The organism is Pseudoalteromonas sp. QJM3NY_12, assembly GCF_056173165.1.
Genome location: NZ_CM149661.1, coordinates 2,611,652 through 2,637,607 on the forward strand (window position 1 = coordinate 2,611,652; position 25,956 = coordinate 2,637,607).

At 40.0% G+C, this 25,956-nt stretch carries 18 protein-coding genes and 1 tRNA gene; 6 read left to right on the forward strand and 13 right to left on the reverse strand.

Annotated features, from left to right (window positions below; genetic code table 11):
- Window position 1: 1 nt before the first annotated feature.
- Genes AC0VZ5_RS12305 through serA form a run of 3 tightly spaced genes read left to right on the forward strand, consistent with a single transcriptional unit; the run spans window position 2 to window position 2,543 of the window.
- Complete coding sequence (locus AC0VZ5_RS12305; RefSeq protein WP_138609382.1) at window positions 2-598, forward strand: 5-formyltetrahydrofolate cyclo-ligase; 597 nt, start codon at window positions 2-4, stop codon at window positions 596-598.
- A 52-nt stretch (window positions 599-650) separates the two neighbouring features.
- Complete coding sequence (gene rpiA / locus AC0VZ5_RS12310) at window positions 651-1,304, forward strand: ribose-5-phosphate isomerase RpiA (RefSeq protein WP_138609384.1); 654 nt, start codon at window positions 651-653, stop codon at window positions 1,302-1,304.
- A 9-nt stretch (window positions 1,305-1,313) separates the two neighbouring features.
- Window positions 1,314-2,543, forward strand: coding sequence for a phosphoglycerate dehydrogenase (serA, locus tag AC0VZ5_RS12315; protein WP_055013065.1), 1,230 nt, complete (start codon window positions 1,314-1,316; stop codon window positions 2,541-2,543).
- 55 nt (window positions 2,544-2,598) lie between these two features.
- Here serA and AC0VZ5_RS12320 read toward each other — a convergent pair whose 3' ends face one another.
- From AC0VZ5_RS12320 to radA, 3 genes are all read right to left on the reverse strand, one after another.
- The gene (locus AC0VZ5_RS12320; RefSeq protein ID WP_198523601.1) at window positions 2,599-5,922 is read right to left on the reverse strand and encodes a ligand-binding sensor domain-containing diguanylate cyclase; all 3,324 of its coding nucleotides are present in this window, start codon (window positions 5,920-5,922) and stop codon (window positions 2,599-2,601) included.
- Window positions 5,923-6,215: 293 nt separating this feature from the next.
- On the reverse strand, window positions 6,216-7,148 hold the full coding sequence (locus tag AC0VZ5_RS12325) for a hypothetical protein (RefSeq protein WP_475473055.1): 933 nt from the start codon (window positions 7,146-7,148) through the stop codon (window positions 6,216-6,218).
- A gap of 71 nt (window positions 7,149-7,219) precedes the next feature.
- Window positions 7,220-8,629, reverse strand: coding sequence for a DNA repair protein RadA (radA, locus tag AC0VZ5_RS12330; RefSeq protein ID WP_475473056.1), 1,410 nt, complete (start codon window positions 8,627-8,629; stop codon window positions 7,220-7,222).
- Window positions 8,630-9,185: 556 nt separating this feature from the next.
- Here radA and AC0VZ5_RS12335 point away from each other — a divergent pair.
- A complete protein-coding gene (locus AC0VZ5_RS12335) occupies window positions 9,186-11,666 on the forward strand; it encodes a PilZ domain-containing protein (RefSeq protein ID WP_475473058.1) in 2,481 nt (826 codons plus the stop codon).
- On the opposite strand, the gene serB is transcribed toward AC0VZ5_RS12335, so the two are convergent.
- A complete protein-coding gene (gene serB / locus AC0VZ5_RS12340) occupies window positions 11,663-12,688 on the reverse strand; it encodes a phosphoserine phosphatase SerB (RefSeq protein ID WP_475473059.1) in 1,026 nt (341 codons plus the stop codon). The two genes, AC0VZ5_RS12335 and serB, sit on opposite strands and share 4 nt — an antisense overlap.
- A gap of 142 nt (window positions 12,689-12,830) precedes the next feature.
- Between serB and AC0VZ5_RS12345 the strand changes: the two genes are divergently transcribed.
- Complete coding sequence (locus tag AC0VZ5_RS12345; protein ID WP_138608770.1) at window positions 12,831-13,451, forward strand: AhpA/YtjB family protein; 621 nt, start codon at window positions 12,831-12,833, stop codon at window positions 13,449-13,451.
- Here the strand turns inward: AC0VZ5_RS12345 and AC0VZ5_RS12350 are convergent.
- The 4 genes from AC0VZ5_RS12350 to prfC form a co-directional block, all read right to left on the reverse strand.
- Window positions 13,418-14,185: a TatD family hydrolase gene (locus AC0VZ5_RS12350; protein WP_475473061.1), complete on the reverse strand. Its 768-nt coding sequence runs from the start codon at window positions 14,183-14,185 to the stop codon at window positions 13,418-13,420. The two genes, AC0VZ5_RS12345 and AC0VZ5_RS12350, sit on opposite strands and share 34 nt — an antisense overlap.
- A gap of 13 nt (window positions 14,186-14,198) precedes the next feature.
- Window positions 14,199-14,837, reverse strand: a complete 639-nt coding sequence (gene pdxH / locus AC0VZ5_RS12355) for a pyridoxamine 5'-phosphate oxidase (protein ID WP_475473063.1) — start codon at window positions 14,835-14,837, stop codon at window positions 14,199-14,201.
- Window positions 14,838-15,277: 440 nt separating this feature from the next.
- On the reverse strand, window positions 15,278-17,020 hold the full coding sequence (argS, locus tag AC0VZ5_RS12360) for an arginine--tRNA ligase (protein ID WP_475473065.1): 1,743 nt from the start codon (window positions 17,018-17,020) through the stop codon (window positions 15,278-15,280).
- 48 nt (window positions 17,021-17,068) lie between these two features.
- On the reverse strand, window positions 17,069-18,658 hold the full coding sequence (gene prfC, locus AC0VZ5_RS12365; RefSeq protein ID WP_010387708.1) for a peptide chain release factor 3: 1,590 nt from the start codon (window positions 18,656-18,658) through the stop codon (window positions 17,069-17,071).
- 359 nt (window positions 18,659-19,017) lie between these two features.
- On the opposite strand from prfC, the gene AC0VZ5_RS12370 reads away from it, so the two are divergent.
- Entirely contained in the window at window positions 19,018-21,675 is a 2,658-nt protein-coding gene (locus AC0VZ5_RS12370) for an ATP-binding protein (RefSeq protein ID WP_475473067.1), read from the forward strand.
- Between the two features lie 3 nt (window positions 21,676-21,678).
- Here the strand turns inward: AC0VZ5_RS12370 and rimI are convergent, their stop codons facing one another.
- The 5 genes from rimI to guaB form a co-directional block, all read right to left on the reverse strand.
- On the reverse strand, window positions 21,679-22,143 hold the full coding sequence (gene rimI / locus AC0VZ5_RS12375) for a ribosomal protein S18-alanine N-acetyltransferase (RefSeq protein WP_171039644.1): 465 nt from the start codon (window positions 22,141-22,143) through the stop codon (window positions 21,679-21,681).
- Window positions 22,130-22,414 (reverse strand): hypothetical protein, encoded by a 285-nt coding sequence (locus AC0VZ5_RS12380; protein ID WP_138608778.1) that lies wholly within the window; start codon window positions 22,412-22,414, stop codon window positions 22,130-22,132. The genes rimI and AC0VZ5_RS12380 overlap by 14 nt, the downstream gene beginning before the upstream one ends.
- Before the next feature lie 65 nt (window positions 22,415-22,479).
- Window positions 22,480-22,556 (reverse strand) — tRNA-Trp (locus AC0VZ5_RS12385).
- Between the two features lie 145 nt (window positions 22,557-22,701).
- The gene (guaA, locus tag AC0VZ5_RS12390; RefSeq protein ID WP_010387703.1) at window positions 22,702-24,279 is read right to left on the reverse strand and encodes a glutamine-hydrolyzing GMP synthase; all 1,578 of its coding nucleotides are present in this window, start codon (window positions 24,277-24,279) and stop codon (window positions 22,702-22,704) included.
- A gap of 104 nt (window positions 24,280-24,383) precedes the next feature.
- Window positions 24,384-25,853, reverse strand: coding sequence for an IMP dehydrogenase (gene guaB / locus AC0VZ5_RS12395; protein ID WP_008110278.1), 1,470 nt, complete (start codon window positions 25,851-25,853; stop codon window positions 24,384-24,386).
- Window positions 25,854-25,956 lie beyond the last annotated feature (103 nt).

A 25,956-nucleotide genomic window follows, 5' to 3' on the forward strand; every position in this document is an offset into this window, starting at 1 on the left:
AATGAGTAATAATCGCGCACAAATAAGACACGATATTCGTAAAGCACGTAATAACCTATCAAAAAAACAGCAAGAATTAGCCGCCGAATCGCTTAAAGTGAATTTTATTCAACACTTAAAAAGCATAAATTCGGCCAAAAAAAGTCATATCGCGCTTTATTTAAGTAATGATGGAGAATTAGATACCTCATTGTTAATTAATGAATTATGGAACACTGACCAGGCTATTTACTTGCCCGTAATTCATCCATTTAATGGGGCTAATTTACTATTTCAACGCTATGAAAAAAACTCACCCATGAGAGCAAATCGCTATGGTATCTTGGAGCCTAAGTTGAACTGCTCTCAAATATGCCCCTTACCTGAGCTTGATTACGTTTTAATGCCATTAGTGGCATTTGATAAATTTGGTAATCGCCTTGGAATGGGAGGTGGGTTTTACGATAGAACATTGGCACGTTTATACGAACAACACTGGCAACAACCGCAACTTATTGGCCTCGCACATGCGTGCCAACAAGTCGATGAGTTACCGATTGAATCGTGGGATGTACCACTAAAAACGATCATAACACCCGATAAAACCTACTGTTGGTAACAACTAACCTTGTAAACTAACAGCCTATTTTGACACCAATGAGCAGACAACAATGACACAAGATGAATTAAAAAAAGCAGCTGCGTGGGCTGCACTCGAGTTTGTAAAAGAAAACACCATAGTAGGTGTAGGTACAGGCTCAACCGTTAATCACTTTATTGATGCCCTAGGCACAGTTAAAGACACCATCGTTGGTGCAGTATCAAGTTCAGAAGCATCTACAGCGCGCTTAAAAGAGCTTGGCATAGAAGTGTTTGAGCTTAACGATGTAGCAGCACTTGATGTATACGTTGATGGCGCAGATGAAATTAACGCCTTAAATGAAATGATCAAAGGCGGCGGTGCGGCGCTTACCCGCGAAAAAATAGTGGCAGCTGTAGCAAAACAGTTTGTATGTATTGTTGATGATACAAAACTAGTCGATACCTTAGGAGACTTCCCTCTTCCGGTTGAAGTTATTCCGATGGCACGTAGCTACGTTGCCCGAGAGTTATTAAAACTAGGTGGTGATCCTGTGTATCGCCAGGGTGTTGTAACCGATAACGGCAACGTTATTTTAGACGTACATAATTTAAAAATTACCCATGCTAAACAGCTTGAAACACAAATAAATCAAATTGTTGGCGTAGTCACCAACGGCCTATTTGCAGAGCGCGGTGCTGATAAAGTAATTATCGGCACTAAAAATGGGCCACAAATTAAATAGGATATGGTTATGAGTAAGGTATCGTTAGCAAAAGACAAAATTAAAATTCTCTTGCTTGAAGGTGTTCACCAAAGCGCTGTTGAAACGCTAAAACGTAACGGTTATAGCAATATCGACTACGTTAAAACATCGTTGCCAGAGGACGAACTTATAGAGCGCATTAAAGATGTGCACTTTGTAGGGCTTCGTTCTCGTACTCATATTAACGAATCTGTATTAAACGCAGCTGAAAAGCTAGTTGCTGTAGGTTGTTTTTGTATTGGTACAAACCAAGTAGATTTAAACGCAGCGCGTGAGCGCGGTATTGCGGTATTTAACGCACCGTTTTCAAATACTCGCTCTGTGGCTGAGCTTGTACTTGGCGAAATACTGCTGTTATTACGTGGTATTCCACAGCGTAATGCCGCTGCCCATCGTGGCGGCTGGTTAAAAACAGCCAATGGCTCGTTTGAAGCACGCGGTAAAACCTTAGGTATTATTGGTTACGGCCACATTGGTACTCAGTTAGGTATTATGGCTGAAAATATTGGTATGAACGTGGAGTATTACGACATTGAAGACAAACTATCTTTAGGTAATGCTACACAAGTGCATAACTTAACACAGCTGTTGCAACGCGCTGATATTATTAGCTTACATGTTCCAGAGACACCGCAAACTAAAAACCTAATTGGTACAGCAGAGCTTGCCGTGATGAAGCAAGGGTCTATTTTAATTAATGCTTCTCGCGGTACTGTGGTTGACATTGACGCCCTAGCTGAAGCACTAACAGAGAAGAAACTTAGCGGTGCAGCCATTGATGTATTCCCAGTTGAGCCTAAATCAAACGATGAAGAGTTTATTTCGCCACTACGTGAATTCGACAACGTTATTTTAACGCCGCACATTGGGGGTTCTACTCAAGAAGCACAGGAAAACATTGGTATTGAAGTAGCAGGTAAACTCGCTAAGTACTCAGATAATGGCTCAACCATTACTGCAGTTAACTTCCCTGAAGTATCATTGCCAGAACTTGCCAACCGTAGCCGCTTGCTACACGTGCATCACAACCGCCCTGGCGTGCTAACGCAAATTAACCAAGCGTTTGCTCAGCACGGTATTAATATTGCCGCGCAGTACTTACAAACGGATGAAGCGATTGGTTACGTGGTTATTGACGTAGATACCGTTCAATCTGAAGTAGCACTAAAAGAACTTAGTGCCGTTGAGGGCACAATTAGAGCTCGTATTCTTCACTAAATAATCAGCTAAAATAATAAAAGCCGTACTTGAATAATCAAGTACGGCTTTTTATTTATTGCCACTTTATTTGTATATTTTTGCTTAATGAGCTTTTTACTTGCAGATGATTAGCCTCAATTAATGCAGTTGTGTTCTCTGTAATCTGGGCAAATAAACCGTCCGCCTCGCAACTTATATTATCCAACCCTATCCATGCATTTCGATTGGAGTTCTTAGCGGCATATAAACAATGATCAGCAATGTCAACGACCCGCTCCCAACTCAATGCTTGAGGCCTATTGGGTAGAAATGGGTAGCTTGCAAACCCAATAGAGCAGGTTTTATTAATCGTTTCGCCATCACTAATTTTAAAAGTATGTTTTTCTATAGCCGCTCTAAGTCTTTCGGCTAATTCAGCGGCATTATTACGTTCTGAAAAACGTGCAACGACTAAAAACTCCTCTCCGCCCCATCTAACACAATAATCTAACTCTCTAAATATCTGCTTTAAAACGTCCTTTATCTGCATTAATACGGCATCTCCGGCAGTATGGCCATAAACATCGTTAACTCGCTTAAAGTGATCAATATCAATAAGGAAAAAAATTAGATCGGCATCTTTAATAGTTGCTAGTGTTTTTTGCTCGCTGTGTTCAAAGTATTTACGATTGACCAGCTCTATATCAGCAAGTAAGTTATTGGCTAAAAATCGTCTATTGTAGAGTCCGGTTAATTCGTCGATAACACTTAACTTTACTAACTCTGCATTCGCTTGTTGTAACCCTAAAGTACGCTCTGCCACTTTAAGCTCTAGTTGCTCGTTTACTTTTTTAATAAAGTGCACTTTTTTATATTGCGCGCGCACAAATAACCAAATAGCCAACACAACTAAGACTACATAACCGGTGTAAGCCCACCACGACAACCAGGGTGGCGGTAGCACTTTGATTTTTAATGCTGTAGCAGTTTCATTCCAAACCCCATAAGGATTACTCGCTTTAACACGTAAAATATACTCCCCAGTAGGTAAATTAGTATAAGTTGCACGACGGTTTTTATAATCCGTTTTTATCCACTCGTTATCTAAACCAGCCATTTGAAATGCATATTGGTTTTTTTTCGAATTAGAAAAATACAGACCACTAAACTCAAAAGTAACTAAGTTTTGCTTATGAGTTAACGTTATTTCAGAAGTACTGTGAATTGCTTTTTCGAGGCTATATCCAGATCTAATGTTATTCACAATCTCTGTTTGGGTAGCCGTTTTACGTTTAACTTCACCTACTGGTACCGACTTATTCGACAGCAACATATCAGTAAAAACCACCTTTGGAGGTCGACTATCAATTTTAATATCATTTGGATAAAAACGATTAAACCCGTTAATACCACCAAAAAACAACTCGCCCGTTTTACTTTTAAATGAGGCATCTGCATTAAATTCATTGCTCTGCAAGCCGTCGCTAACGTTATAATTTTTAAAGCGTTTTGTTTTAGTATTTAAGTGCGAGAGCCCTTGGTTAGTGCTCAGCCAAATACCAGTATTATCTTCTTCAATTCGGTAAATGACATTATTTGCTAAGCCATCTTCTTCAAAATAATGAGTGAAACTTCCCGTTGCCTTATCAAGTAAATTTAAACCACTGGCTGTCCCTACCCAAATATTACCTAAATGGTCTTCTTTGATTGCGTAGACGGTATTATGACTTAAGCTTCGAGGGTTAGTATCTTGATGAGTGAAGTGAGTAAACGTTTGTGTATCAGGATTAAAATGATTAACTCCTTTCCATGTACCTAACCAAAGGTGACCACGACGATCCTCGGTGATCACTCGGATGGTATCATCATTTAAACTATTACTATTATTTGGATCATGATTGTAGTGAACAAACTGCTCAGTAAGAGGATTAAAACGACTCAATCCTTGCCATGAGCCTAACCATAAATATCCATCGCGATCTTCTGTTATTACACTAATAGCTTCTCCACGAACACTATTTATATTACTTGGATCATGGCGGAAGTGCTTAAATTTCTCTGTTGAAGGATCAAAACGACTTAACCCTCCTTGATCGGCCCCAAGCCACAAATAGCCTTGCTTATCTTGGGTTATTGCGTAAATACGATCGTCGTTTAAACTGTTGCTGCTGGTGTCATCATGTCGATAATGAGTAAACTTCTCAGAAGCTGAATTAAATTTATTAAGCCCACCTCCCCATGTACCTATCCATAATGACCCCTCACGGTCTTGGGTAATTGCTCTGATCATATTATGGCTAAGGCTGTAAGGGTCTGTTCTTTGATGGTTGTAATGGGTAAACTGCCTAGCAATTGAATTTGAACGATTGAGACCTCCGCCGTCCATTCCTACCCACAAGTTATCATGCTGATCGTAAATAATTGCTCTAACAATATCGTTGCTTAAACTATTAGGATTTGTTGCATCATAACGATAATGAGTAAATTGTTTCTTGGTAATATTAAAATAATTAAGCCCACCACCTAGCGTAGCTAGCCATAGATTACCTTGTTTATCGGGCGTAATTGCATCGACATTGTTATCACTTAAACTGTTGTCGTTATTTGATTGATATTTATAATGGGTAAACTTTTTTTCTACTAAATTAAAATAACTTAAACCGCTACCACGTGTTCCTATCCACAAGTTATCTAAATCATCTATATGAATGGCACTAATAGTATTATTGCTAAGACTATTTATTTGATTAGGCTGATGACTATAATGGCTAAACAGTCCTGTTTTTGGACTGAAATGGTTAAGGCCCCCATTCCATGTTCCTATCCAAAGTGAGCCGTTATCATCCGAAGTTATAACACTAATCGCGTCATCGCTAATACTATTTTTAGTATCAGCTTGATGGCGATAATGAGTAAACTTTTTGGTACTGGGGTTAAACCGATTCAGGCCACCTTTATCTGTTCCAATCCATATATTGCCTTGCGAGTCTTGGGTAATAGCGTGCACTGAGTTATCGCTTAAACTATTTGCATCGTTTGGATCATGCATATAACGGATAAACCGCTCAGTAGTAGGATCAAAACGGTTAATACCACCTCCTCGTGTGCCTATCCATAATTCACCGTCTTTACCTTGAGTAATTACCTTAATATAGTTATTTGATAACGAATACAAATCATCTTTCTGTTTTTTAAAGACCTTAAACTCATAACCATCGTAACGCGCAAGGCCTTCCTCAGTTCCGATCCATAAAAACCCTTGCTGATCTTGTAAAATCGCTTTTGCACTACTTTGTGGTAACCCATTTTCTATTGATAAGCGCTCAAAACGCACAGCAGGACCTGCAGCTAATACAGATGGGATCGAAAACACAATAACAAGCCACATTATGCACAAATACTTTATTTTTTTACTCAAACAGAAAACTCCAATTACCAGGGGCTGTTGTATTTCAGAATTAAAACTTGTTTCACCGAGGGGAGACTTTATCACGCTACGAGTTGGTAACTTAGTAGGCGAAGAAAATAAGCAGGCAAAGCTGCAGCGTCAAGCCCATGTCCCTTAGCAGAATCCAAGCAATCACCTTTCATTTAAAATAGTAGGTTACTTTACGAATATATATAATATTTAATTAATAAAGACACAAAAAAGCGCGAGCTAAACTCACGCTTTCATTATTTAACATGTAAAGTCTGGTTAATAACTAGTGCTTATTTGCCTTTAACTTCTAAGTTTATAAACTTAACCAGCTCTTCAGGTTGCCCTGCTAATATCATTAGCTGCTGATTTACTTCCATCATGGTTTTACCTTCCGGTAGTTTAGCCGAGACACTAAGCGAATTTAGGCCTTTAGCAAAGTCAGTTAATGCTTGTGCTATTTCTTCGGTTACCGGCGCTTGCTGTAACTGTTGAGCTAGCATCATTTGCATCTGCTCTAGTGTCATACCTTGTTTGGCTAATTCACTTTCTAGCAAACCACTTAACTCGCCTTGGTTATCGAGCATTACACTCATAGTACGTGGCTCTAACTTGCTCATTGCTTGCATAATAAGTGTTTGCTGTTGCAACTCTTGCTCATAAGTAAGCGGGGTATCACCTGCTGTTTGCTGAGCTTTGCTTATTTCTAGTGAAGCATCCATAAGCGCTTTAGAATTAGCCAGTCCCATATTCATATCAATGCTGGCAATATCGTTGGCGTGCAGTTTAACAACTATATCGCTGTTACCTGATTGCTCATCGTAATCTAATGATGAGTGTAAATCATAGCTGGCCGAGGCAAGTTGTGCATTAGTATCTGCAGGCAGTGTAGCAACAAAACCTTCATCAAATTGGAAATTCTTTAGTGTAAAAGCAGTATGTGGCGATATTTTATCGGTTTCGTAACCTGTTACTTCCACATGCTCAACTGTGGCAATATTTTTACCCTCAGGGCTAGTCACTTCTATATTGCTAATAGCAACACTATTTGAAATAACACTCGCCGATAGCTCTGCATAGTTAAAGCTTGCACCTGTTTGCTCGCTAACCAAAGCCAACTGCTTATCAACCTCAGCGCGTACCTCTTGGGTTGCTACATAGTTTGCATAGCTTACGCCACCCACACCTGCAGCAATAATCGCGGCTGTAATCACTAATTTCTTCATGTTATTTCCTTATTCTGTATATAAGCGGTATTACTCTAAAGAGTAACATTGCTCGGCAGTCGCTGTAAGCGTTAATTTATTAAGCTAAGTAGCTCGTGCACTGTTTTAACTGGCGTTATTTTAGCACCTAGCCCTTCCATGGATTTATGGTAATTACGAAATGGGATAAATATTTCAGTAAACCCATGTTGCGCCGCTTCTTTAACACGGGGCACACCACTGTCGATTGGGCGTACATCACCATTTAAACTTAACTCTCCCATAATACAGGTGGTTCGTGGAACAACGAATTCGTTTAAACTACTCAAAAGTGCAGTAACAAGCGCTAGGTCAATACAGGTTTCTGATTCATCAATTTTTAAACCACCGACAATATTAAAAAACGTATCGTGGAATATTTTAGTTTTGGTGTGCTTACGTAAAATACCGGTGAGCATTTTGATCCGGTTCATATTTAAACCAACACATACTCGCTGTGGAAACTCTGCCTCGGTTTCAGTGGTTAAACACTGAATTTCAAGTAGTAAATTACGATTTCCCTTACGAATACAGGTAATCGTCGACCCTGGTGACTCGGTGGTTGAACCCGATAAGAAAATTTCACTGGGGTTATCAACACTGAGCATTCCGCGTTCACACATTTTAAAAATACCGACAGTATCTATATCACCAAAGCGATTTTTATTAGCCCGTAGGGTGCGCACTTGACCATCGTTGGTATCAATATGTAAAAGCGCATCAACTATATGTACTAAAGTTTGCGGGCCGGCTATTTCATTATTCTTATTTACGTGAGCAATAATAAACATAGTCACGTCGTTTTGCTTACAGTACTGTGTTAATGCCTGAGCAGCACTTTTCACCTGAGAAGGCGAACCAGGGCTACCATTTGCGGTATCGGTAACAACTGCTTGAATGGAGTCAATAACGGCAAATTTAATTTTGTTTTTATCAAGCTCTTCAATAATGGTTTCAACACTGGTCTCAGACAGTAAATAAAGTTCATCTTCGTTGTAATTAAGCTTTAACCGGTTAACCCTGTTTTTAAACTGCGATAGAGACTCCTCCGCAGTACAGTAAAGTGATGGCATACGCTGAGACATTCTTGCCACTAAATCAGATAGCAGCGTTGTTTTACCCGCCCCAGGATCGCCAGAAATAATATTAACTGAGCCGGTGGTTACACCGCCACTTAGCACACGATCTAGTTCACCAATTTCAGTAAGCTGTTTTTCAGCCTCTGCAGTGGCTACATCATTAATTTTTTTAGAACCACCACCAATGCCGCCTGCATAGCCACCACCAATGCCGCCTGCATAGCCACCTACACTTGCACGAGCAGCTACCTTTTTGTTTTGCCCTGCAGAGGGTTTAAACTCTGCTAAAGTGTTCCACGCGCCACAGCGACACTGGCCTTGCCAGCGTTGATAGTTCATGCCACATTCTGTACAAACAAACTCTACTCTTGCCGCTTTAGCCATTTAAAACCTTACCTACTATTCTTTATTTTGAAATACACAGTGTTAAGCGCTTATTTTGCCATTGCTGGCTCTACCTTAGCAACAACGTCTTGTGGATCAGCGCATTTAGTATCACACTCACAGTATGCTAATGTAGTTTCACTTAACCTACTTTAGGGCATGTTTCTTGCTTTAAAAAACTAATTAACCCTTGCCAATTAATTGGCTATTAGAGAATAACAATAAATAACCTGAACTCTGGTTAAGATATTTACTAACATATTGAGTCAAAATAGATATTTGTGCTTATTTTTCTCTAGCTAGAGATTTTTAGTGAAAACAAGGCGAAATTACGCGTCAATAGCTCGCCTATTGCAAGTAAATTCAACGCAGTTAGCGCTGAAAATAGCTGCTTGAGATGGATTTATTATCCGGAGTTCAGGTTAAACACAAAGTATAGTTACGCATAGTATTATGGCCGCATTTGGCGGCTTTGCGAGATTCGATTTATTAAATATTCTAATAAATAATTGTAACAGTATACCTACTTTTTAAATTAGACGGTGACGATTTATAAATGGCTGATGACGTATTGCTCAAGCATGAAGCGCTTGTAGATGAATTAAAACAGTATTTAGGAAATCCTAAATTTGATCTCATTTTCAAGACAAAAACCGCCGAGTTAACTAAACCCGAGCAGTTTTTAATAAAAATGGAAATGTCGCGTTTATCTCAGCCGATAGACCGTTTTATTGATCTGCGTAGTTTAGTCACTGGTCAAGTAAAACCTTATGAATACAAAGGCAAGCAGCACTTTATGGATGACACCGCTATTGAAGTATTCGAAGCGGCTATAAAACAACATAAAGACTATACTCTTGCAGTATACGAAGCGGTAATGAATACCGAAAATAATTATCGCGTATTACAACAAAAATCAACGACTACCCCACCTAAAGAAATTGAATCATCGCGCGAATTGTCTACCGATGTAATTAAATTTGCAGCTTATGAAAATCGCAGTGAAGAGCGGATGAATTACTCAATTAAAATTACTATTGAGTATGACGGACAAGCAAAAATCGATGCAAGTACCTCTGATATTTCAATCAGTGGCTGTAAAATTAAGTTAGCGTCGCGCTATCGCTTAAAAAAAGGTCAGCTTATAAATATGCACCTAGTAGGCTTAGAGCAAGATTTTCAGCTTGGCCTCAAAAGTGGCGTTAAATATGAAGTCGTTGCAATAGAAAACACCTCAGAAGAATTTAATCATATCCGCTTGAAGCGTACATTTGAAGAAAATAACAGCGCGTTTGATCGTTTTTTAGAAAGCTTTATTCATGGCAATAAACGCCGTTATAAAGTGAATTTAGATAACACCCTCGATGCAGTTATTTCTAAAGGGTATGAACAATATTATATACCTAGGGTTAATTCTTTATATGTTTTTATTAGCCAGCAAAACGGCGTTTATTATCCTAGCCTGAGCTTAACTACTGAAAACAGTTTATTTATTCAGCGTTATTTTACTGATGAACGCAAAAAATCATGCCTTTACAATGTGTTAAATCATAAGCGTATTCGTACCTTGGCGCTAAAACCGATTGCAGTAAAAGAAGAGTATTTGTATACCTTTACCCATGTCTCTGCAGGAAAAATTTATTATTACTCAGCCACTCGCTCAGAGCTTGAGCAACAAGCAAAATTAAAAGCGTTATTTTTTGGTTTTGGTAGCCGAAGAGACAGTTGGCGCTGCTTTAAATTACAACTAATGCCGAGTCATACTGAAGATGCTTATATTCCTTTATCTTTACCTAACTCTTTAGGCAAAGATATTGAAAAACTAAATAAACCACCTTCACCACGTGTTGAAGGCGCAATAAAAGACGTTAAGTATTTAATGCTACTTACCCAAGTTGGTAATGAGCATGAACAACAACATTATCAACAATATGAATTTGATAAAGCCTTAGCCAATAAATTAAAATATTTTGGCCACAGTAAGCACGCATCGCCACCGGAACTTAATACTGTGCCTCTAGAGTATGTAAATCTTCGCTCTAATAAACGCTATTTATACAAAACTAATGTTGTGATTAATACTCGTGATGCGGTATTACATGGGCATACCCGTGATTTTTCAATATTTGGCTTACAGCTAGAGTGCAATCAAGAAGTGAACTTTAAAAAAGGCGATATTGTTTCGCTATCATTTCCTGATTTGCAAAAAATTACTAAAAACTATTCATTAAATCTTATTCAATATGAAGTAATGGCTGTGAGTAAATCGCTGACTACCATTAATTTGAAAGCGTATGTAGATAAAGGCTCATCTCATACTGGGGTCGATTTTTTTACTCTTTTAATAAGTAGCAATAAACAAAAATTAAAAATAGCAGAAGAATCACCTAAAGTACCCGGGCTTTCTACAGCACTTAGAAATATGGTAACCAAAACGCTTTGCCAGTTTCCGATTTATTTACATAAATCAATGGCGCATTTTGAAATTGGCGCTATGGGATTTGGTTTATATCCAAGCCCACTGCATATTATTCTGCAAAATTTTTCCTTATTAAATGCTAAAACAGACTTATCGGATATTATTACTAAAGCGCATATTATTGATGTGATCACCCCTAATATTAAAGAGCGTACCCGCCAAGATCCACCATTAGAGTTTAGTTTAATAATTAACTTTGATCCTAAAAAAGATAATATAGCGGATGCTATTACCAGCCAATGTGTTTTAGGTACTGACTGCAGCGAGTTTAAACAGCAAGTAAGTAAAGGGCTTAAATCTGAGCTGATTTTTATAATGCGTTTATATATTTCACGCACTGGTCGACTCGATACTGACTACCTAGCAAACGAGCTAAAATACGTCAGCCAATACGCAATTCACAAGGCCAAAGACTTAGAGGATGCTTTGTGGTCTGTATCAGGTGTTGGCGATATTATTGATGTCAGTGATGAAGCGCTTGAGCATCTAGCGCTCAACCAACAACAGGTTGAGCAAATGTCTAGACGAAAGCTCATCTGGTTAAATCGTTTACGTTAAACCTGTGATGGGTTTAGCGGAACCGCCAGCATATATAACAGTTGCAATAACGAGCCTTGGCAAATAGCTGCTTGGGCTTGCTCAACTACTTTTGGTTTACCATGTACAGCAACGCCTAAGCCAGCTTGAGCCATCATTTTTAAATCGTTTGCGCCATCGCCTATGGCAACTGTTTGGCATTTTTCAAGCCCCAGCTTTTGTTGTAGCGCATTTAAAACAACCGCTTTTTGCTCAGCATCAACAATCCCACCTAACACTTTACCTGTTAGTTTATTGTCTTTAAATTCAAGTACATTGGCATGCACTTCATCTAAATTAATCAGCTCCTGTACTCGCTCAGCAAACGGCACAAAGCCGCCCGATGCAATCGCTAAATACCAATCATGGTGTTTTAAAATTTGGCATAACGCTTTGATACCGGGCATTAAAGGCAGTGTACTTTTAAGCTCATCAATTAAACTCTTTTCAATGCCTTCAAGCTTGGCAACACGCTGGTGTAAGCTTTCACTAAAATCAAGCTTGCCTGCCATTGCCTGCGCGGTCACGCTGGCAACCTCGTCGTATACATTAGCCAAGCGTGCAATTTCATCAATACACTCAATAGTAATGGCTGTTGAATCCATATCCATTACCAATAACCCAGGTTTTTGTAAATCAGGGGGACAGGTTACTTGCACTAACTGACACGCCAAGGTATTTGCAAAAGTTTGAAGTTCAAGTGGATTTATTACACGCTCTGCATTTTCTATATAAAAACATAATGCCGGAGATAACCCTAAATCTGGCTGATATTGACAAATAGCCGTTACTTTTTGCTGGTGAGCCGCAAAGAACTCAATAATGCTATTAATATGCTGAATATTAAAATCACCGCTAAATGCAATACTAAATAACCCGTGGTTTCTGTTTGGTGTTGTATTTAGTGGTGTAAAAACACCTTGTTGGTAGCTAAACCATTTATTAAGAATAAGTGATGATGATAATAGCTCAGCGCTTTGCTGTGCCATGTTCGCGTTCGACATGGGATCTCCGTTTATATTTCCTGACATTTAGCTCATTGATAATAAGGATATGAGATACAAAATTCGCCATCAGGGGGGATTTAGGGTTATAGTGTAGTTGTAACATCAAATCAAAATGCTGTCAGCAGCATAAACGGTGACTATGAAAAATAACCATCTTAAAAATCCACTTACAGCCTCGCAAAAAAAGCGTCTAATTCGTTTATTATTGGCCGCTGGCTGCTTTGTATTATTAAGCTGGGTAGGAATAAACAGTAGCTTTCAAAGCCATCAACTACTATATGATAGTGCTGATAGTGCAGCCAAGTCACTCACTCAGTTTATGGCACTGAATGCCAAAAACCCGCTGATAGAGAAAAACAAATCGCAGCTCACCACCTTGTGCAACAATATCAGTAAAGATGAGTTTGTTCTTTCGGCCACCATTTATGATAAACAAGGTGTAGTGCTTGCAAGCAGCGATAATTGGCAATCACATCATGTATATGGCTTACTACCAGACTCATCGCCTGGCATTAGTAAGTTAAAAACACCGTTTGTTGAACAAGTTATTTCTGACGACAATCGCCCTATTGGCTTTGTATCTATTACCTATTTAACGCGTGCTGCGGTATCTTCAAGCCATAATCATTTTCACGATTTAGGCCGCCAAGTATTACTTATGCTAGTGATTGCTTGTATTTTTACTTGGCAATTAGGCCGAGGGTTAAAACGCTGGCAAGTAAATCGTTATATACAAAAAACGTCAGAGCACGAATCATAAAGCTGCTCAGCTAATCGATATTTATCGCTATTTGACTTTAAAGCATAGAGCGCATCAAATACGTTAGGAATATGCAATGGGGTATTTATTTCTCCCTGATAACCATTTAGCGGCATTGAAGGTGAGTCAGTTTCCAGCACTAAATGCTGTGACTCAAGCTTTGCTACAACCGCACGAGTTTTAGCAGCCCGCTCATAGGTGATAACCCCACCCACTCCAAGCTTAAAGCCCATTTTTATATAATACTGTGCTTGTTGTATTGAGCCTGAAAAAGCATGGATCACACCGCCATTCTTAGGTTTACAACGCTTAAACGATTGCGCTATTAAATCATGGCTTTGTCTGTGATGCACAATCAGCGGTAACTCTAGCTCATTAGCAAGCGCTATTTGTTGCTCAAACAGAAAGGTTTGTTTTTCAAGGTTTTCGATACTGCGATCTAGCCCGCATTCCCCAATAGCCACAAGCTGAGTTTTGTTTGTTTTAGCAAAGTTATACAGTGATTCTAAGTGCGATTGCTGATGTTGCTCTAAAAAATAAGGATGTAGCCCTGCAGCTATTCTAATTTGTGGGTAGGTTGCTTTAAACTCGAGTAGTTTTTGAGACTGCGCCAAGCTAATGCCTGGCACAATAAATTGATTAATGCCCTTTGCTACACAGGCATTAATAAGCGATTCCCGATTTGTATCAAACTCACTAAAATCGAGATGACAGTGTGAGTCTATAAATTGCAAAACCAGTAGCCAACTAAGGGTTTAAGCGGGTTATTTGCCAGCTATTTTCGGCTTGACGCTGATACATAAAGCGATCATGTAAACGATGCGCTCCACCTTGCCAAAACTCGATTTTTTGCGGCACAACACAATACCCCCCCCAAAAGTCAGGGAGCGGAATTTCACCTTTAGCGAACTTGTTTTTCATGTTGGTAAACGTTTCCATTAGCACTTTACGCGACGAAATTGGACGGCTTTGTTGCGACGCCCATGCGGCTAATTGACTTTCTTTAGGTCGAGATAGAAAGTATTTAGCGACTGCCGCTGTAGGTAATGGTTTTGCCTCGCCGTATACAATCACTTGGCGCTCCATATGGTGCCATGGGAAGTGCAAGGAAATTTTATTATTGCCTTTTAGTTCTTGTGCTTTACGTGAACCGGTATTAGTAAAAAACACAAAACCGTTATCATCTAAATGCTTTAGCAACACAATACGCTGTGAAGGCTGACCGGTTTCATCGACCGTAGCGACCACCATTGCTGTAGGATCAGGCAAGTTACTACCAACAGCATGCTCTAGCCAAGTTTCAAACTGCTTAAACGGATCTTCAAGCAAGTTGTCTTCACTAAGCGCATCTTGCAGGTATTCACGACGAATATCTTCGAGTTTCATAAAATTCCCTCTAGGTTCTAGCTAAATGTTGGGTTTCGTTACACTCAACCCAACCTGCAGCAAAATCCACCTAAGTGTTTAGCCTAAGACAAGGCGGAGTGCTTTTTAAGCCAAGGAGCATACATTTTTGTATGTAACTTAGTATTTTTGGGTTTCGTTACACTCAACCCAACCTACAGCAAACTCTGTATCTGCAAGTGTAGGAGTGCTGACAAGGCGGCGTGCTTTTTTATGCCGAGGAACATACATTTATGTATGTGACTTAGGCTAAAAAAGCACGACAACGCAGCTAAAGCGAACTACACGCAGCAGACGCTCACCTAAGTAGTTTAGTCTAAGATAAGGCGGACACTCGACTTATCCCTATGAGCATACGTAGTTGTATGTGATTAGGGTCAGTCGAGTGGACAACGCAGTATTAGATTAAAATACGACGGTGATTACATTTGCTCCATGACTTCGATACCTAGTAGATCTAATCCTGTTTTCAGCGTATCTGCCACTAAATTACACAACACTAAACGGCTATCACGAACACTTGGCTCTACGCCCTCTTTAAGTACTGGGCAAGCTTCATAGAATGTCATGTATAGGCTAGCTAGTTCGTATAAGTAACCACATAGTACGTGCGGTGTGGCTTCATTGATCATCAGATCAAGGACTTCTTCTAACTGCAATAATTTAAGCGCGAGCGTTTTCTCTTGCGGCTCAATAATGCTCACATCAGCCTTTAAGCTTGCAGCATCAACGCCAGACTTACGGAAAATGCTACGAACGCGCGTATACGCATATTGTAAGTAAGGGGCTGTTGCGCCTTCAAAGCTTAGCATGCTGTCCCAGTTAAAAATGTAATCGCTGGTACGATGCTTAGAAAGATCTGCGTATTTAACCGCGCCAATACCCACTTTACGAGCAATTTCACTACGATCTTCGTCAGATAAATCTGATTCACGCTCAGCGAGTTTGGCTGCTGCGCGAGTGATTGACTCTTCAAGTAAATCAGCTAATTTTACCGTGCCGCCTGTACGGGTTTTAAATGGTTTGCCATCAGCACCCATCATGGTGCCAAATGGGCAAAACTCGTAACTGGTTTCATCACGTAATAAACCAGCTTTACGCGCAGTAAGCTCCACTTGATTAAAGTGAAGGCTCTGGCGCGCATCAACAAATATTAAAATACGCTCAGCGCCTAGTTTGTTTGAACGGTAATCACACGCGGCTAAATCTGTGGTTGCATATAAGAAGCCGCCACCTGATTTTTGCACGATAAACGCTGAAGGATCACCGTCTTTATTTGCCAGTTCATCTAAAAATACCACCTGTGCGCCTTGCGACTCTACTGCAATATTTTTATCTTTTAATAGGCTAATAATATCGTTAAGTTCACTGTTATAAGCACTTTCAGCCATAATATCGGCAGGCGTAAGGGTTACGTTTAAACGCTTATATACTTCCTCAGAGTGCTTCACTGAAGTGGCAATAAATAGTTTCCACAGTTTTTCACAGTGTGCGTCGCCACCTTGCAGTTTAACTACGTAGTTACGTGCTTTATCGGCAAAGCCTTCTTCGTCATCAAAACGTTTTTTTGCATCGCGGTAAAAGGTTTCTAAGTCAGCAAGCGCAACAGTGTCTAAATCAACACCTTGGTTAATTTGATCTTCTAAATGCGCAATCAACATGCCAAATTGTGTACCCCAATCACCCATGTGATTTTGACGTACAACGGTATCGCCTCTAAATTCAAGTGCGCGTACTACCGCATCACCAATAATAGTTGAGCGTAAGTGACCTACGTGCATTTCTTTTGCAAGGTTAGGCGATGAGTAATCAACCACTACTTTTTGTGGTTTGGCATGCTCGTTTACCGCAAGTTTTGCGTGATTATTAGCGGCTTGTACGCTTTGTGCTAAAAACTCAGGCTTTAAGTGAATATTAATAAAACCAGGGCCAGCAATTTCAGTTTTTTCAGCAATGTCACTCACATCTAACTGATCAATAATTTTTTGTGCCAATTCACGCGGGTTGCTTTTCATTTTTTTAGCTGCGCCCATCGCGCCATTAATTTGGTAATCACCAAACTGTGGGCGTGTGCTTTGCGTAACCGCTGGGTTAGTATCTTCTGGCAGGCCTGCGGCGGTCATAGCGGCAATGGCTTTTTCTACTAAAATAGTACGAATATTCATTATATTATTTACCTTTATAAGCCCGCCAAAGCAGGCTTTGTGTTAATTCTAGTTTTCACGCGTGTGGTTAAATGTCACTTCAGGGTAACGCTCAGTCGACAAATTAAGGTTTACACGACTCGGCGCGATGTAAGTTAAATTATCGCCACCATCGAGTGCTAAGTTGCTTTCGCACTTACGTTTAAACTCTTCAAACTTTTTAACATCATCACAGCTAACCCAGCGGGCTGTATTTACATTAACGCTTTCGTAAATTGCATCAACGTTGTACTCAGCTTTTAAACGCGCTACAACCACATCAAACTGCAACACACCTACCGCACCTACAATTAAGTCATTATTAATTAATGGTCTGAATACTTGTACTGCGCCCTCTTCTGAAAGCTGTACCAACCCTTTTAATAACTGTTTTTGTTTTAATGGATCGCGCAGGCGAATTCGGCGGAACAGTTCAGGGGCGAAGTTTGGAATACCGCTAAACTTAATTTTTTCACCTTGGGTAAAAGTATCACCAATTTGAATCGTACCGTGGTTGTGTAATCCAATGATATCACCAGCGTAAGCATCAGCCGCACGCTCACGATCGCCCGCCATAAAGGTTACCGCATCAGAAATACTAACTTGTTTACCGATACGCACATGATTCATTTTCATGCCTTGGCTATATTTACCCGATACAATACGCATAAAGGCAATACGGTCGCGGTGCTTTGGATCCATGTTAGCCTGAATTTTAAATACAAACCCAGTGAAGTTTTCTTCTGTGGCTACAACTTGGCGATCTTCAGTCTCACGTGGTAATGGGGTTGGCGCCCATTGAGTTAACCCATCTAAAACATGATCTACACCAAAGTTACCAAGTGCGGTACCAAAATACACAGGCGATAACTCACCCGCTAAGAATAGATCTAAATCAAATTCGTGTGATGCACCAATAACCAACTCTAACTCGTCACGTAATTGCGCTGCAAGTTCATCACCAATGGCTTGGTCAAGCTCAGGGTTATCGAGCCCTTTAATGCTGCGTACTTCTTGAATAGTGTGACCTTGACCCGTTTTATATAAAATGGTCTCTTCGTTATGGATATGGTAAACACCTTTAAACTCTTTACCACAGCCAATGGGCCAAGTAACAGGTGCACAGGCAATATTTAGCTCTGTTTCTACTTCGTCGAGTAGTTCCATTGGGTCGCGAATATCACGGTCACATTTATTCATAAAGGTAACAATAGGCGTGGTACGCAGGCGTGTTACTTCCATTAGCTTACGGGTACGTTCTTCTACACCTTTAGCAGCATCAATGACCATTAAACACGAATCTACCGCGGTTAAAGTTCGGTATGTATCTTCAGAGAAGTCTTCGTGTCCTGGGGTATCAAGTAAATTAACTAACGCATTGTTATATGGAAATTGCATTACAGAGGTAGTAACAGAAATACCACGCTCTTTTTCCATTTCCATCCAATCCGACTTAGCATGCTGATTAGAACCACGGCCTTTAACCGTTCCAGCTTTTTGAATTGCTTGTCCGAATAACAATACTTTTTCAGTGATAGTGGTTTTACCCGCATCCGGATGCGAGATGATCGCAAAGGTACGGCGTTTATTAATTTCGCTAAGGAGATTTTGGTCTGCCATTAAAAAGGTTCTTTTAGTTGATATACGGATGTATTTATATTTTAGTATGCTGAGCTTTTAAGGCTAAAAACAAGCTAACCTCTAAAGCTCAACATACCCCAACAAGAACCCAAATTAGTTCTTGTGATGCTATCCGTTAAGTTAATCGTAATTGAAGACTATTTTCGCTGATCTTGGCGCTATAAACAATCAATGGTTAGTTATTAACGGATCTTTTTTAATGAAGCGATTAATATTGGTGTTTCCAATTATTATTAACAATATCGATATAAATTGCCCACTAACTTAACACCAAGCTTGAGTAATAATGCTGTAAATCATATTATTGGTCAATTACATGGAAGATTTGATGTTGGGTAATGAAAACCAGTAAGCTAAGTATTCGATTATTATGGTATATAACTCCACTGGTTATACTGCCGTTGTTATTTTTAGGGGGCTTTACGCTCACTAATGTAACCAACTCCACGCAAAAACAAGCCGACTTGATCATGAGTCGCTTTGTAGAACAACAGCAGCAAAAAGTATTCAACTATATCGATTCTTTTCATGCAACGGCTAAGTTACTCTCTGCTTCACCGGTACTAAGTGACTTTTTAGCTAAAGATTTATTTGAAGACGCCAGCTATACCTATCGCCTTGGCGCGTTAATGGACGTATTTGCCAGTTACAGTGAAGCCTACCCTGACATTATTAGTATTAACTTAATCTCAAAAACCGGTAAAAGTGACGCCTATTACTCCAGTAATTTAACCGTAGCGCCCAAATCCTACCCATTTTTTGATCAAGTAAAACAAAGTAATTTAAGTCAGCAGCAGTTTATGGTGCAAAAAGAAGATGGCACCACCAATTTATACTTTGTACAGCGCATATATAGCGTCGACTATTATTTAAAACGCCCACAACAGCTAGGCTTTATTATTCTTAAAGTAGACCCCTCTATTTTAAACACCAGTATTTTAGAAGCGCCTTATAACAACACCTTAAATTTATTACTGGCCAGCGATGGTAAAATTTTATTTAGCTCTGATTATAAAATGCGCGGCCACTATGTTACTAAATATGAATTAAATAAAATTAACGATCTAGCTGATATAGGTAGCTTATCAACTATTGAGCTTTCAAGTGTTGATAAAATAGAGCGACTAATTTTTGCCGCCCAAATGAGTGGCGGCTACTATTATGTGTCGACTATTCCTAAAGCGGTGTTATATCAATCGGGTAAAGCAATTAGTGTGATCACCGGGCTAATTGTAATTATTTCTGTGATCACCCTCCCAATCTTAATTTTTATTGTGGTGCGTAATTTACTGCTTAACCCAATAGAATTATTAGGTGAAGCAAGTCATCGCGTTGGTGATGGCGATCTCTCTGTTACACTACCTGCTTATACTACGGATGAAGTAGGGATACTGTTTAACGACTTTAATCACATGATTAACCAAATTAAGCATTATCAACAGCAACTTGAAGAATATAAGCATCACTTAGAAGACAAAGTAGAAAGCCGGACTAAGGCGCTTGAATCGATGAACAGCAAGCTTGAAACCGCCATAGCCCAAGCAGAACAAGCAAACCAGCTTAAAAGCCGCTTTTTAGCCAATATGAGTCATGAAATTCGCACCCCGCTTACAGCTATTATGGGATTTACAGAGCAACTACTGCACAGCGAAAAAGCAACCAATGACAAACACCATTTAGGTACTATTCTACGTAATTCAAAACATTTGTTAGAGCTTATTAATAATATTCTCGATCTTTCAAAAATTGAAGCCGAAAAACTCGCGGTTGAAAAAACGCCGCTAAATGTTGTACAGCTTATTCATGATGTTGAATCAATCATTAAACCTTTAGCACAAGAGAAACAGCTATCATTTACAATTAATTATACACTTCCGCTACCGCATACTATTAATAGTGATATTACTCGCTTAAAGCAAATACTCATTAATATTGCCAGTAATGCGGTTAAATTTACTGAGCAAGGTCAGGTTACTATAACCGCTAAATACCAAGCACCAAAAACGCTTACCTTTGTTATAGAAGATACCGGCATTGGTATGTCGTCAAACCAAATTAATCGATTGTTTACGCCATTTGAGCAAGCCGATGCCACAACGACACGTCGGTTTGGTGGTACGGGATTGGGGCTGTGTATATCAAAAAATTTGGCTCAATTGTTAGGTGGGGATGTAAGTGTAACCAGTGAGGTGGGCGTGGGTAGTTGCTTTACTATCGATATAGATTGCCATTTGAATAATAGCCTTGGCGGCAATTTATTATTAACCGAACACTCTCAACTAACACCAGAAAAGGATCCGCAGCTATCTTTTGCGAGCAACAGCTTTGATGCACAAATTTTGGTCGCAGAAGATAACCCCGATAATCAGTTATTGATTAAATTGCTATTACAAACATGGGGATTAGAGCCCGATATAGCCAACAATGGTGCACAAGCTGTAGAAATGGCATTAGTAAACGACTACCAGCTTATAATCATGGATATGCAAATGCCGGTTATGGGTGGGTTAGAAGCGACTAAAATGCTTAGAGATGCAGCCTACGATGGCCCAATTATCGCCCTAACCGCGAATGTGATGAATCATGATATTGATACTTACCTTGAAGCAGGCTGTGATGAAGCGCTGGGAAAACCTATTGATAAAGACGCACTAGAAAATGTATTAGTTAGCTATTTACACCTTGAGCGTGATAACCAAAATAAGTGGGATAGCTTATTGAAGAGCGAAAAGTTTCAGCAAATAAACGCAAACTATTTAGCAAGTTTGCCAGATTATTTGCAACAGATAAAAACCCTATATAACAGCCAAGATTGCGAGACATTACGCGCCCTTGCCCACAGTATTAAGGGCAGCGCTGGTTGTTTTAACTTTGATGAAATTTACCAAAGCGCTTCAGCGGTTGAACACAGTTTAAAAGGTAATGATATGCCACAAAGAGAAAAGTGCGTAGCAGAACTTATTGCTGCAATAGAGCAAGCCATCGCTAATAAGTAATCGTTAAAAATTTAGACCCAGTGCCATGCCCATTAAAATCGCGTCTTCAAAGCCGTTTTTGTTGGGTGCATCACTGGGGTAATAATTTTTACGTACTGACATTTCAATAAAGCCCGCACGTTCATACAAAGCAATAGCCCGCGTATTAGACTCTCGGACTTCTAAAAATAAGTTTTCAGCGCTGTGTTGCTCACCATAAGCTATAAACTGCGTTAATAACTGCTGAGCAAACCCTTGCCCCTGAAAGCTCGGAGCAACACAAATATCCATTAAGGTAAAATCGGGCCCTGCTTTTTCACCAATGTAAAAACCTATCATTTGCTCGTCGTCGAACGCGGCTAAATTAAAATAGCGGCCCTGCAAACACGACTGCATTGTTTTTAATGTCCAAGGATGTGTGTGGCAAGTGGTTTCAATGGCCATTAGCTCATTGATATTCTCATCGGTAACTGACTTAAAGTGTATCAAGGTGTTCACTCATTAATGCCCATAACGCACGTTTTTGTGCACTGGACAGGGTGGAATCAGGTAAGCTTAATTGTTGTTCACTAAACTCTATGGTTGATGACTTAACAATCTTGTTAATTGTTACAGGCGCAAATGCACGCTCAATATCATCTTTTAATGTATCACTGAGTATTAACGATGAATTAGCTGACTGCTCTGACTGAGCTGGGCGAAAGTGTTGATTAAGTTCAAGCTTTTCTATACCAAAAACAGATGCGTAACGTGAATGCATAACGACTCGATGGAATTAGTAAGATGAATAATATAGGAAGTAATCAAAACGATGTAAAGAAGAAATGGCAGGGGCGGAGAGATTCGAACTCCCAACCGTCGGTTTTGGAGACCGCTGTTCTACCAATTGGAACTACGCCCCTGCAATGACGATGAATTATAAAGACCTTTTGACAAAGGTAAAGTAAAAATTCAACTTTTCGGTTTGTTTGCTTTTTAAATAAACAAAACGGCGAATTAGCATGCTAATTCGCCGTTAGTTATTACTTAATTATAGCAATGGGAGGATTATTCCCACTCGATAGTGGCAGGTGGTTTACCTGAAATATCGTAAACAACACGAGAAATACCGTCGATTTCATTAATGATGCGGTTTGAAACAACACCTAAGAACTCATACGGTAAATGTGACCAACGCGCAGTCATAAAGTCGATGGTTTCTACACAACGAAGTGAAACAACCCAATCGTACTTACGTGCATCACCCATAACCCCTACCGACTTAACCGGTAAGAATACAGTAAACGCTTGACTTACTTTATGGTAAAGCTCTGCTTTGTGAAGCTCTTCAATGAAAATAGCATCAGCACGGCGTAATAAATCACAGTACTCTTTTTTGATTTCGCCAAGTACACGCACACCTAAACCTGGCCCTGGGAATGGGTGACGGTAAAGCATGTCGTACGGTAAACCTAGCTCTAAACCAATTTTACGTACTTCGTCCTTAAATAACTCACGTAATGGCTCTACTAAGCCCATTTGCATATCATCTGGTAAGCCGCCCACATTATGGTGCGATTTAATTACGTGCGCTTTACCAGTCGCTGAGGCCGCTGATTCGATTACGTCAGGGTAAATTGTACCTTGGCCTAACCATTTTGCGTTTTTAAGCTTTTTAGCTTGCTCATCAAATACGTTAATAAACGTATGGCCAATGGCTTTACGCTTATCTTCTGGGTCTGATTTACCTGCTAAGTCATTTAAGAATTGATCTTCGGCATCTACTTTTACAATGTTTAAACCAAACTTATTGCCAAACATGTCCATGACTTGTTGGCCTTCGTTTAAACGAAGTAGCCCGTTATCTACAAATACACAGGTTAGTCGCTCACCAATAGCGCGGTGAATAAGCATCGCCACAACCGATGAATCTACACCGCCTGATAAGCCTAAAATAACTTCGTCGTCGCCAACGGTTTCTTTGATACGCTCAATGGCGTCATCAATGATTTTTGCTGGCGTCCATAATTTTTCACAACCACAAATATCAATAGCAAAACGTTCTAATAAGCGTTGACCTTGATGTGTGTGTGTTACTTCTGGGTGAAATTGTACGCCGTAAAAACGTTTTTCTTCGTTAGACATTGCCGCATGTGGACAAGTAGATGTTTTAGCAGTAGTTTTAAAAGTATCTGGAATTTCCATTACTTTATCGCCGTGGCTCATCCACACGTCAAGTACGCCATTGCCGCCATCAGTAATATGATCTTCAATGGCATCAAATAATGCACAGTTACCCACTTTTTCAACTTGTGCGTAACCAAATTCTTTTTTATCTGAGCTATGTACACGGCCGCCAAGCTGCGTTGCCATAGTTTGCATACCGTAACAAATACCAAGTACGGGTACGCCAGCATTAAATACATACTCAGGAGCACGCGGGCTGTTTTCAAGCGTAGTTGATTCTGGGCCACCTGAAAGGATAATACCTTGTGGGTTAAACTCGCGAATTTGCTCTTCGGTTACATCCCAAGCCCAAAGCTCACAGTAAACACCAATTTCGCGTACGCGACGGGCAATTAACTGCGTGTATTGTGAACCAAAATCTAAAATGAGGATTCGTGAATCGTGAATGTCTTTGCTCATGAAGTATCTCGTAAAGTCAGGTGCTAAACGCCACCAGCTTAAGCTGTGTGACTATATTAGGGCTAACAAAGGTTAGCCCACTTATTTCAAGTTGTTAAGGCTGATTAGCCTAAACGGTAGTTCGGTGCTTCTTTAGTGATTTGCACATCATGAACATGCGACTCACCCATACCAGCAGAAGTAACACGTACAAATTGTGGCTTAGTGTTTAGCTCTTCAATGGTGGCACAACCGGTTAAACCCATTGCACTGCGAAGACCACCCACTTGTTGGTGAATAATGGTTGCAATTGGTCCTTTATAAGCAACACGACCTTCAATACCTTCAGGTACTAACTTGTCAGCTTGGTTTGATTTTTGGAAGTAGCGATCTGATGAACCTTCTTTTTGATCCATCGCTCCTAGGCTACCCATACCACGGTAAGACTTGTAGTAGCGACCTTGATAAAGTTCAACTTCACCCGGAGCTTCTTCAGTACCCGCGAGCATAGAGCCAACCATTACACACGATGCACCCGCAACCAATGCTTTTACAATATCACCAGAAAAACGAATACCGCCATCGGCAATCACTGGAATATCGCGACCTTTAAGGCCTTCAACCGCATCTGAAATAGCTGTTATTTGTGGTACACCACAACCAGTAACAATACGTGTAGTACAAATAGAACCTGGGCCGATACCTACTTTAACAGCATCAACACCGGCATCTGCAAGGGCAATAGCACCTTCGGCAGTTGCCACGTTACCCGCAACAATTTGTAAATCTGGGTAAGCTTGACGAGTCGCTGCAACACGGTCAATAACACCTTGAGAGTGACCATGAGAAGTATCGATTAGTAGTACATCAACACCGGCTTCAACTAATGCAGCAATACGCTCATCAGTACCTGCGCCAACACCTACCGCAGCACCTACACGTAAACGACCTTGCTCGTCTTTACATGCATCTGGTTTGTCTTGTGCTTTTTGGTAATCTTTTACGGTGATCATGCCTTTAAGTTTAAACGCATCATCAACCACAAGAATCTTTTCAATGCGGTGTTCGTGCATTAAGCTTAAGATATCTTCGCGAGCGGTGCCCTCTTTAACCGTTACTAGGTTTTCTTTTTTCGTCATCACTGTTGAAACCGGCTGTTCAAGCTTAGTTTCAAAGCGCATATCACGACTAGTTACGATACCTACAAGGTTATTTTCGCTATCGGTGACCGGAAAACCTGAGAATCCCTTTTCCTGAGACAGCTCAACGGCATCTGCAATAGTCAGATCGGCGGTTACTGTAACAGGGTATGAAACAATACCTGCTTCATAGGTTTTAACTTTACGAACATTTTTCGCTTGTTCTGCAATGGTCATGTTTTTATGAATAAAACCAAGACCACCTTCCTGCGCGAGGGCAATAGCTAAACGAGCTTCTGTAACAGTATCCATAGATGCTGAAATGAGCGGCAAGTTAAGTTTGATACCACGCGTTAAGCGAGTTGAAATATTTGCCGTGTGTGGCAAAACAGTAGAATGACCAGGTACTAAAAGTACGTCATCAAAGGTAAGAGCTTCTTTAGCGATTCTAAGCATTTTGGCAACTTCTCACATGTGGATCTAAGATAAGGAATTGCGGCCAAATTTTAACAGCGTTGCAGGCACTAGTAAATAATATTTTGTATTTATTTATGATAAG

What these genes read in the sequence shown, in the direction of transcription:
- guaB (WP_008110278.1), bottom strand. Translation starts at nt 25,853, where the DNA reads ATGCTTAGAATCGCTAAAGAAGCTCTTACCTTTGATGACGTACTTTTA.
- AC0VZ5_RS12345 (WP_138608770.1), top strand. Translation starts at nt 12,831, where the DNA reads ATGAAAAATAACCATCTTAAAAATCCACTTACAGCCTCGCAAAAAAAG.
- AC0VZ5_RS12325 (WP_475473055.1), bottom strand. Translation starts at nt 7,148, where the DNA reads ATGAAGAAATTAGTGATTACAGCCGCGATTATTGCTGCAGGTGTGGGT.
- guaA (WP_010387703.1), bottom strand. Translation starts at nt 24,279, where the DNA reads ATGAGCAAAGACATTCACGATTCACGAATCCTCATTTTAGATTTTGGT.
- AC0VZ5_RS12335 (WP_475473058.1), top strand. Translation starts at nt 9,186, where the DNA reads ATGGCTGATGACGTATTGCTCAAGCATGAAGCGCTTGTAGATGAATTA.
- rpiA (WP_138609384.1), top strand. Translation starts at nt 651, where the DNA reads ATGACACAAGATGAATTAAAAAAAGCAGCTGCGTGGGCTGCACTCGAG.
- pdxH (WP_475473063.1), bottom strand. Translation starts at nt 14,837, where the DNA reads ATGAAACTCGAAGATATTCGTCGTGAATACCTGCAAGATGCGCTTAGT.
- radA (WP_475473056.1), bottom strand. Translation starts at nt 8,629, where the DNA reads ATGGCTAAAGCGGCAAGAGTAGAGTTTGTTTGTACAGAATGTGGCATG.
- AC0VZ5_RS12380 (WP_138608778.1), bottom strand. Translation starts at nt 22,414, where the DNA reads ATGCATTCACGTTACGCATCTGTTTTTGGTATAGAAAAGCTTGAACTT.
- serA (WP_055013065.1), top strand. Translation starts at nt 1,314, where the DNA reads ATGAGTAAGGTATCGTTAGCAAAAGACAAAATTAAAATTCTCTTGCTT.
- AC0VZ5_RS12305 (WP_138609382.1), top strand. Translation starts at nt 2, where the DNA reads ATGAGTAATAATCGCGCACAAATAAGACACGATATTCGTAAAGCACGT.
- argS (WP_475473065.1), bottom strand. Translation starts at nt 17,020, where the DNA reads ATGAATATTCGTACTATTTTAGTAGAAAAAGCCATTGCCGCTATGACC.
- AC0VZ5_RS12370 (WP_475473067.1), top strand. Translation starts at nt 19,018, where the DNA reads ATGAAAACCAGTAAGCTAAGTATTCGATTATTATGGTATATAACTCCA.
- serB (WP_475473059.1), bottom strand. Translation starts at nt 12,688, where the DNA reads ATGTCGAACGCGAACATGGCACAGCAAAGCGCTGAGCTATTATCATCA.
- prfC (WP_010387708.1), bottom strand. Translation starts at nt 18,658, where the DNA reads ATGGCAGACCAAAATCTCCTTAGCGAAATTAATAAACGCCGTACCTTT.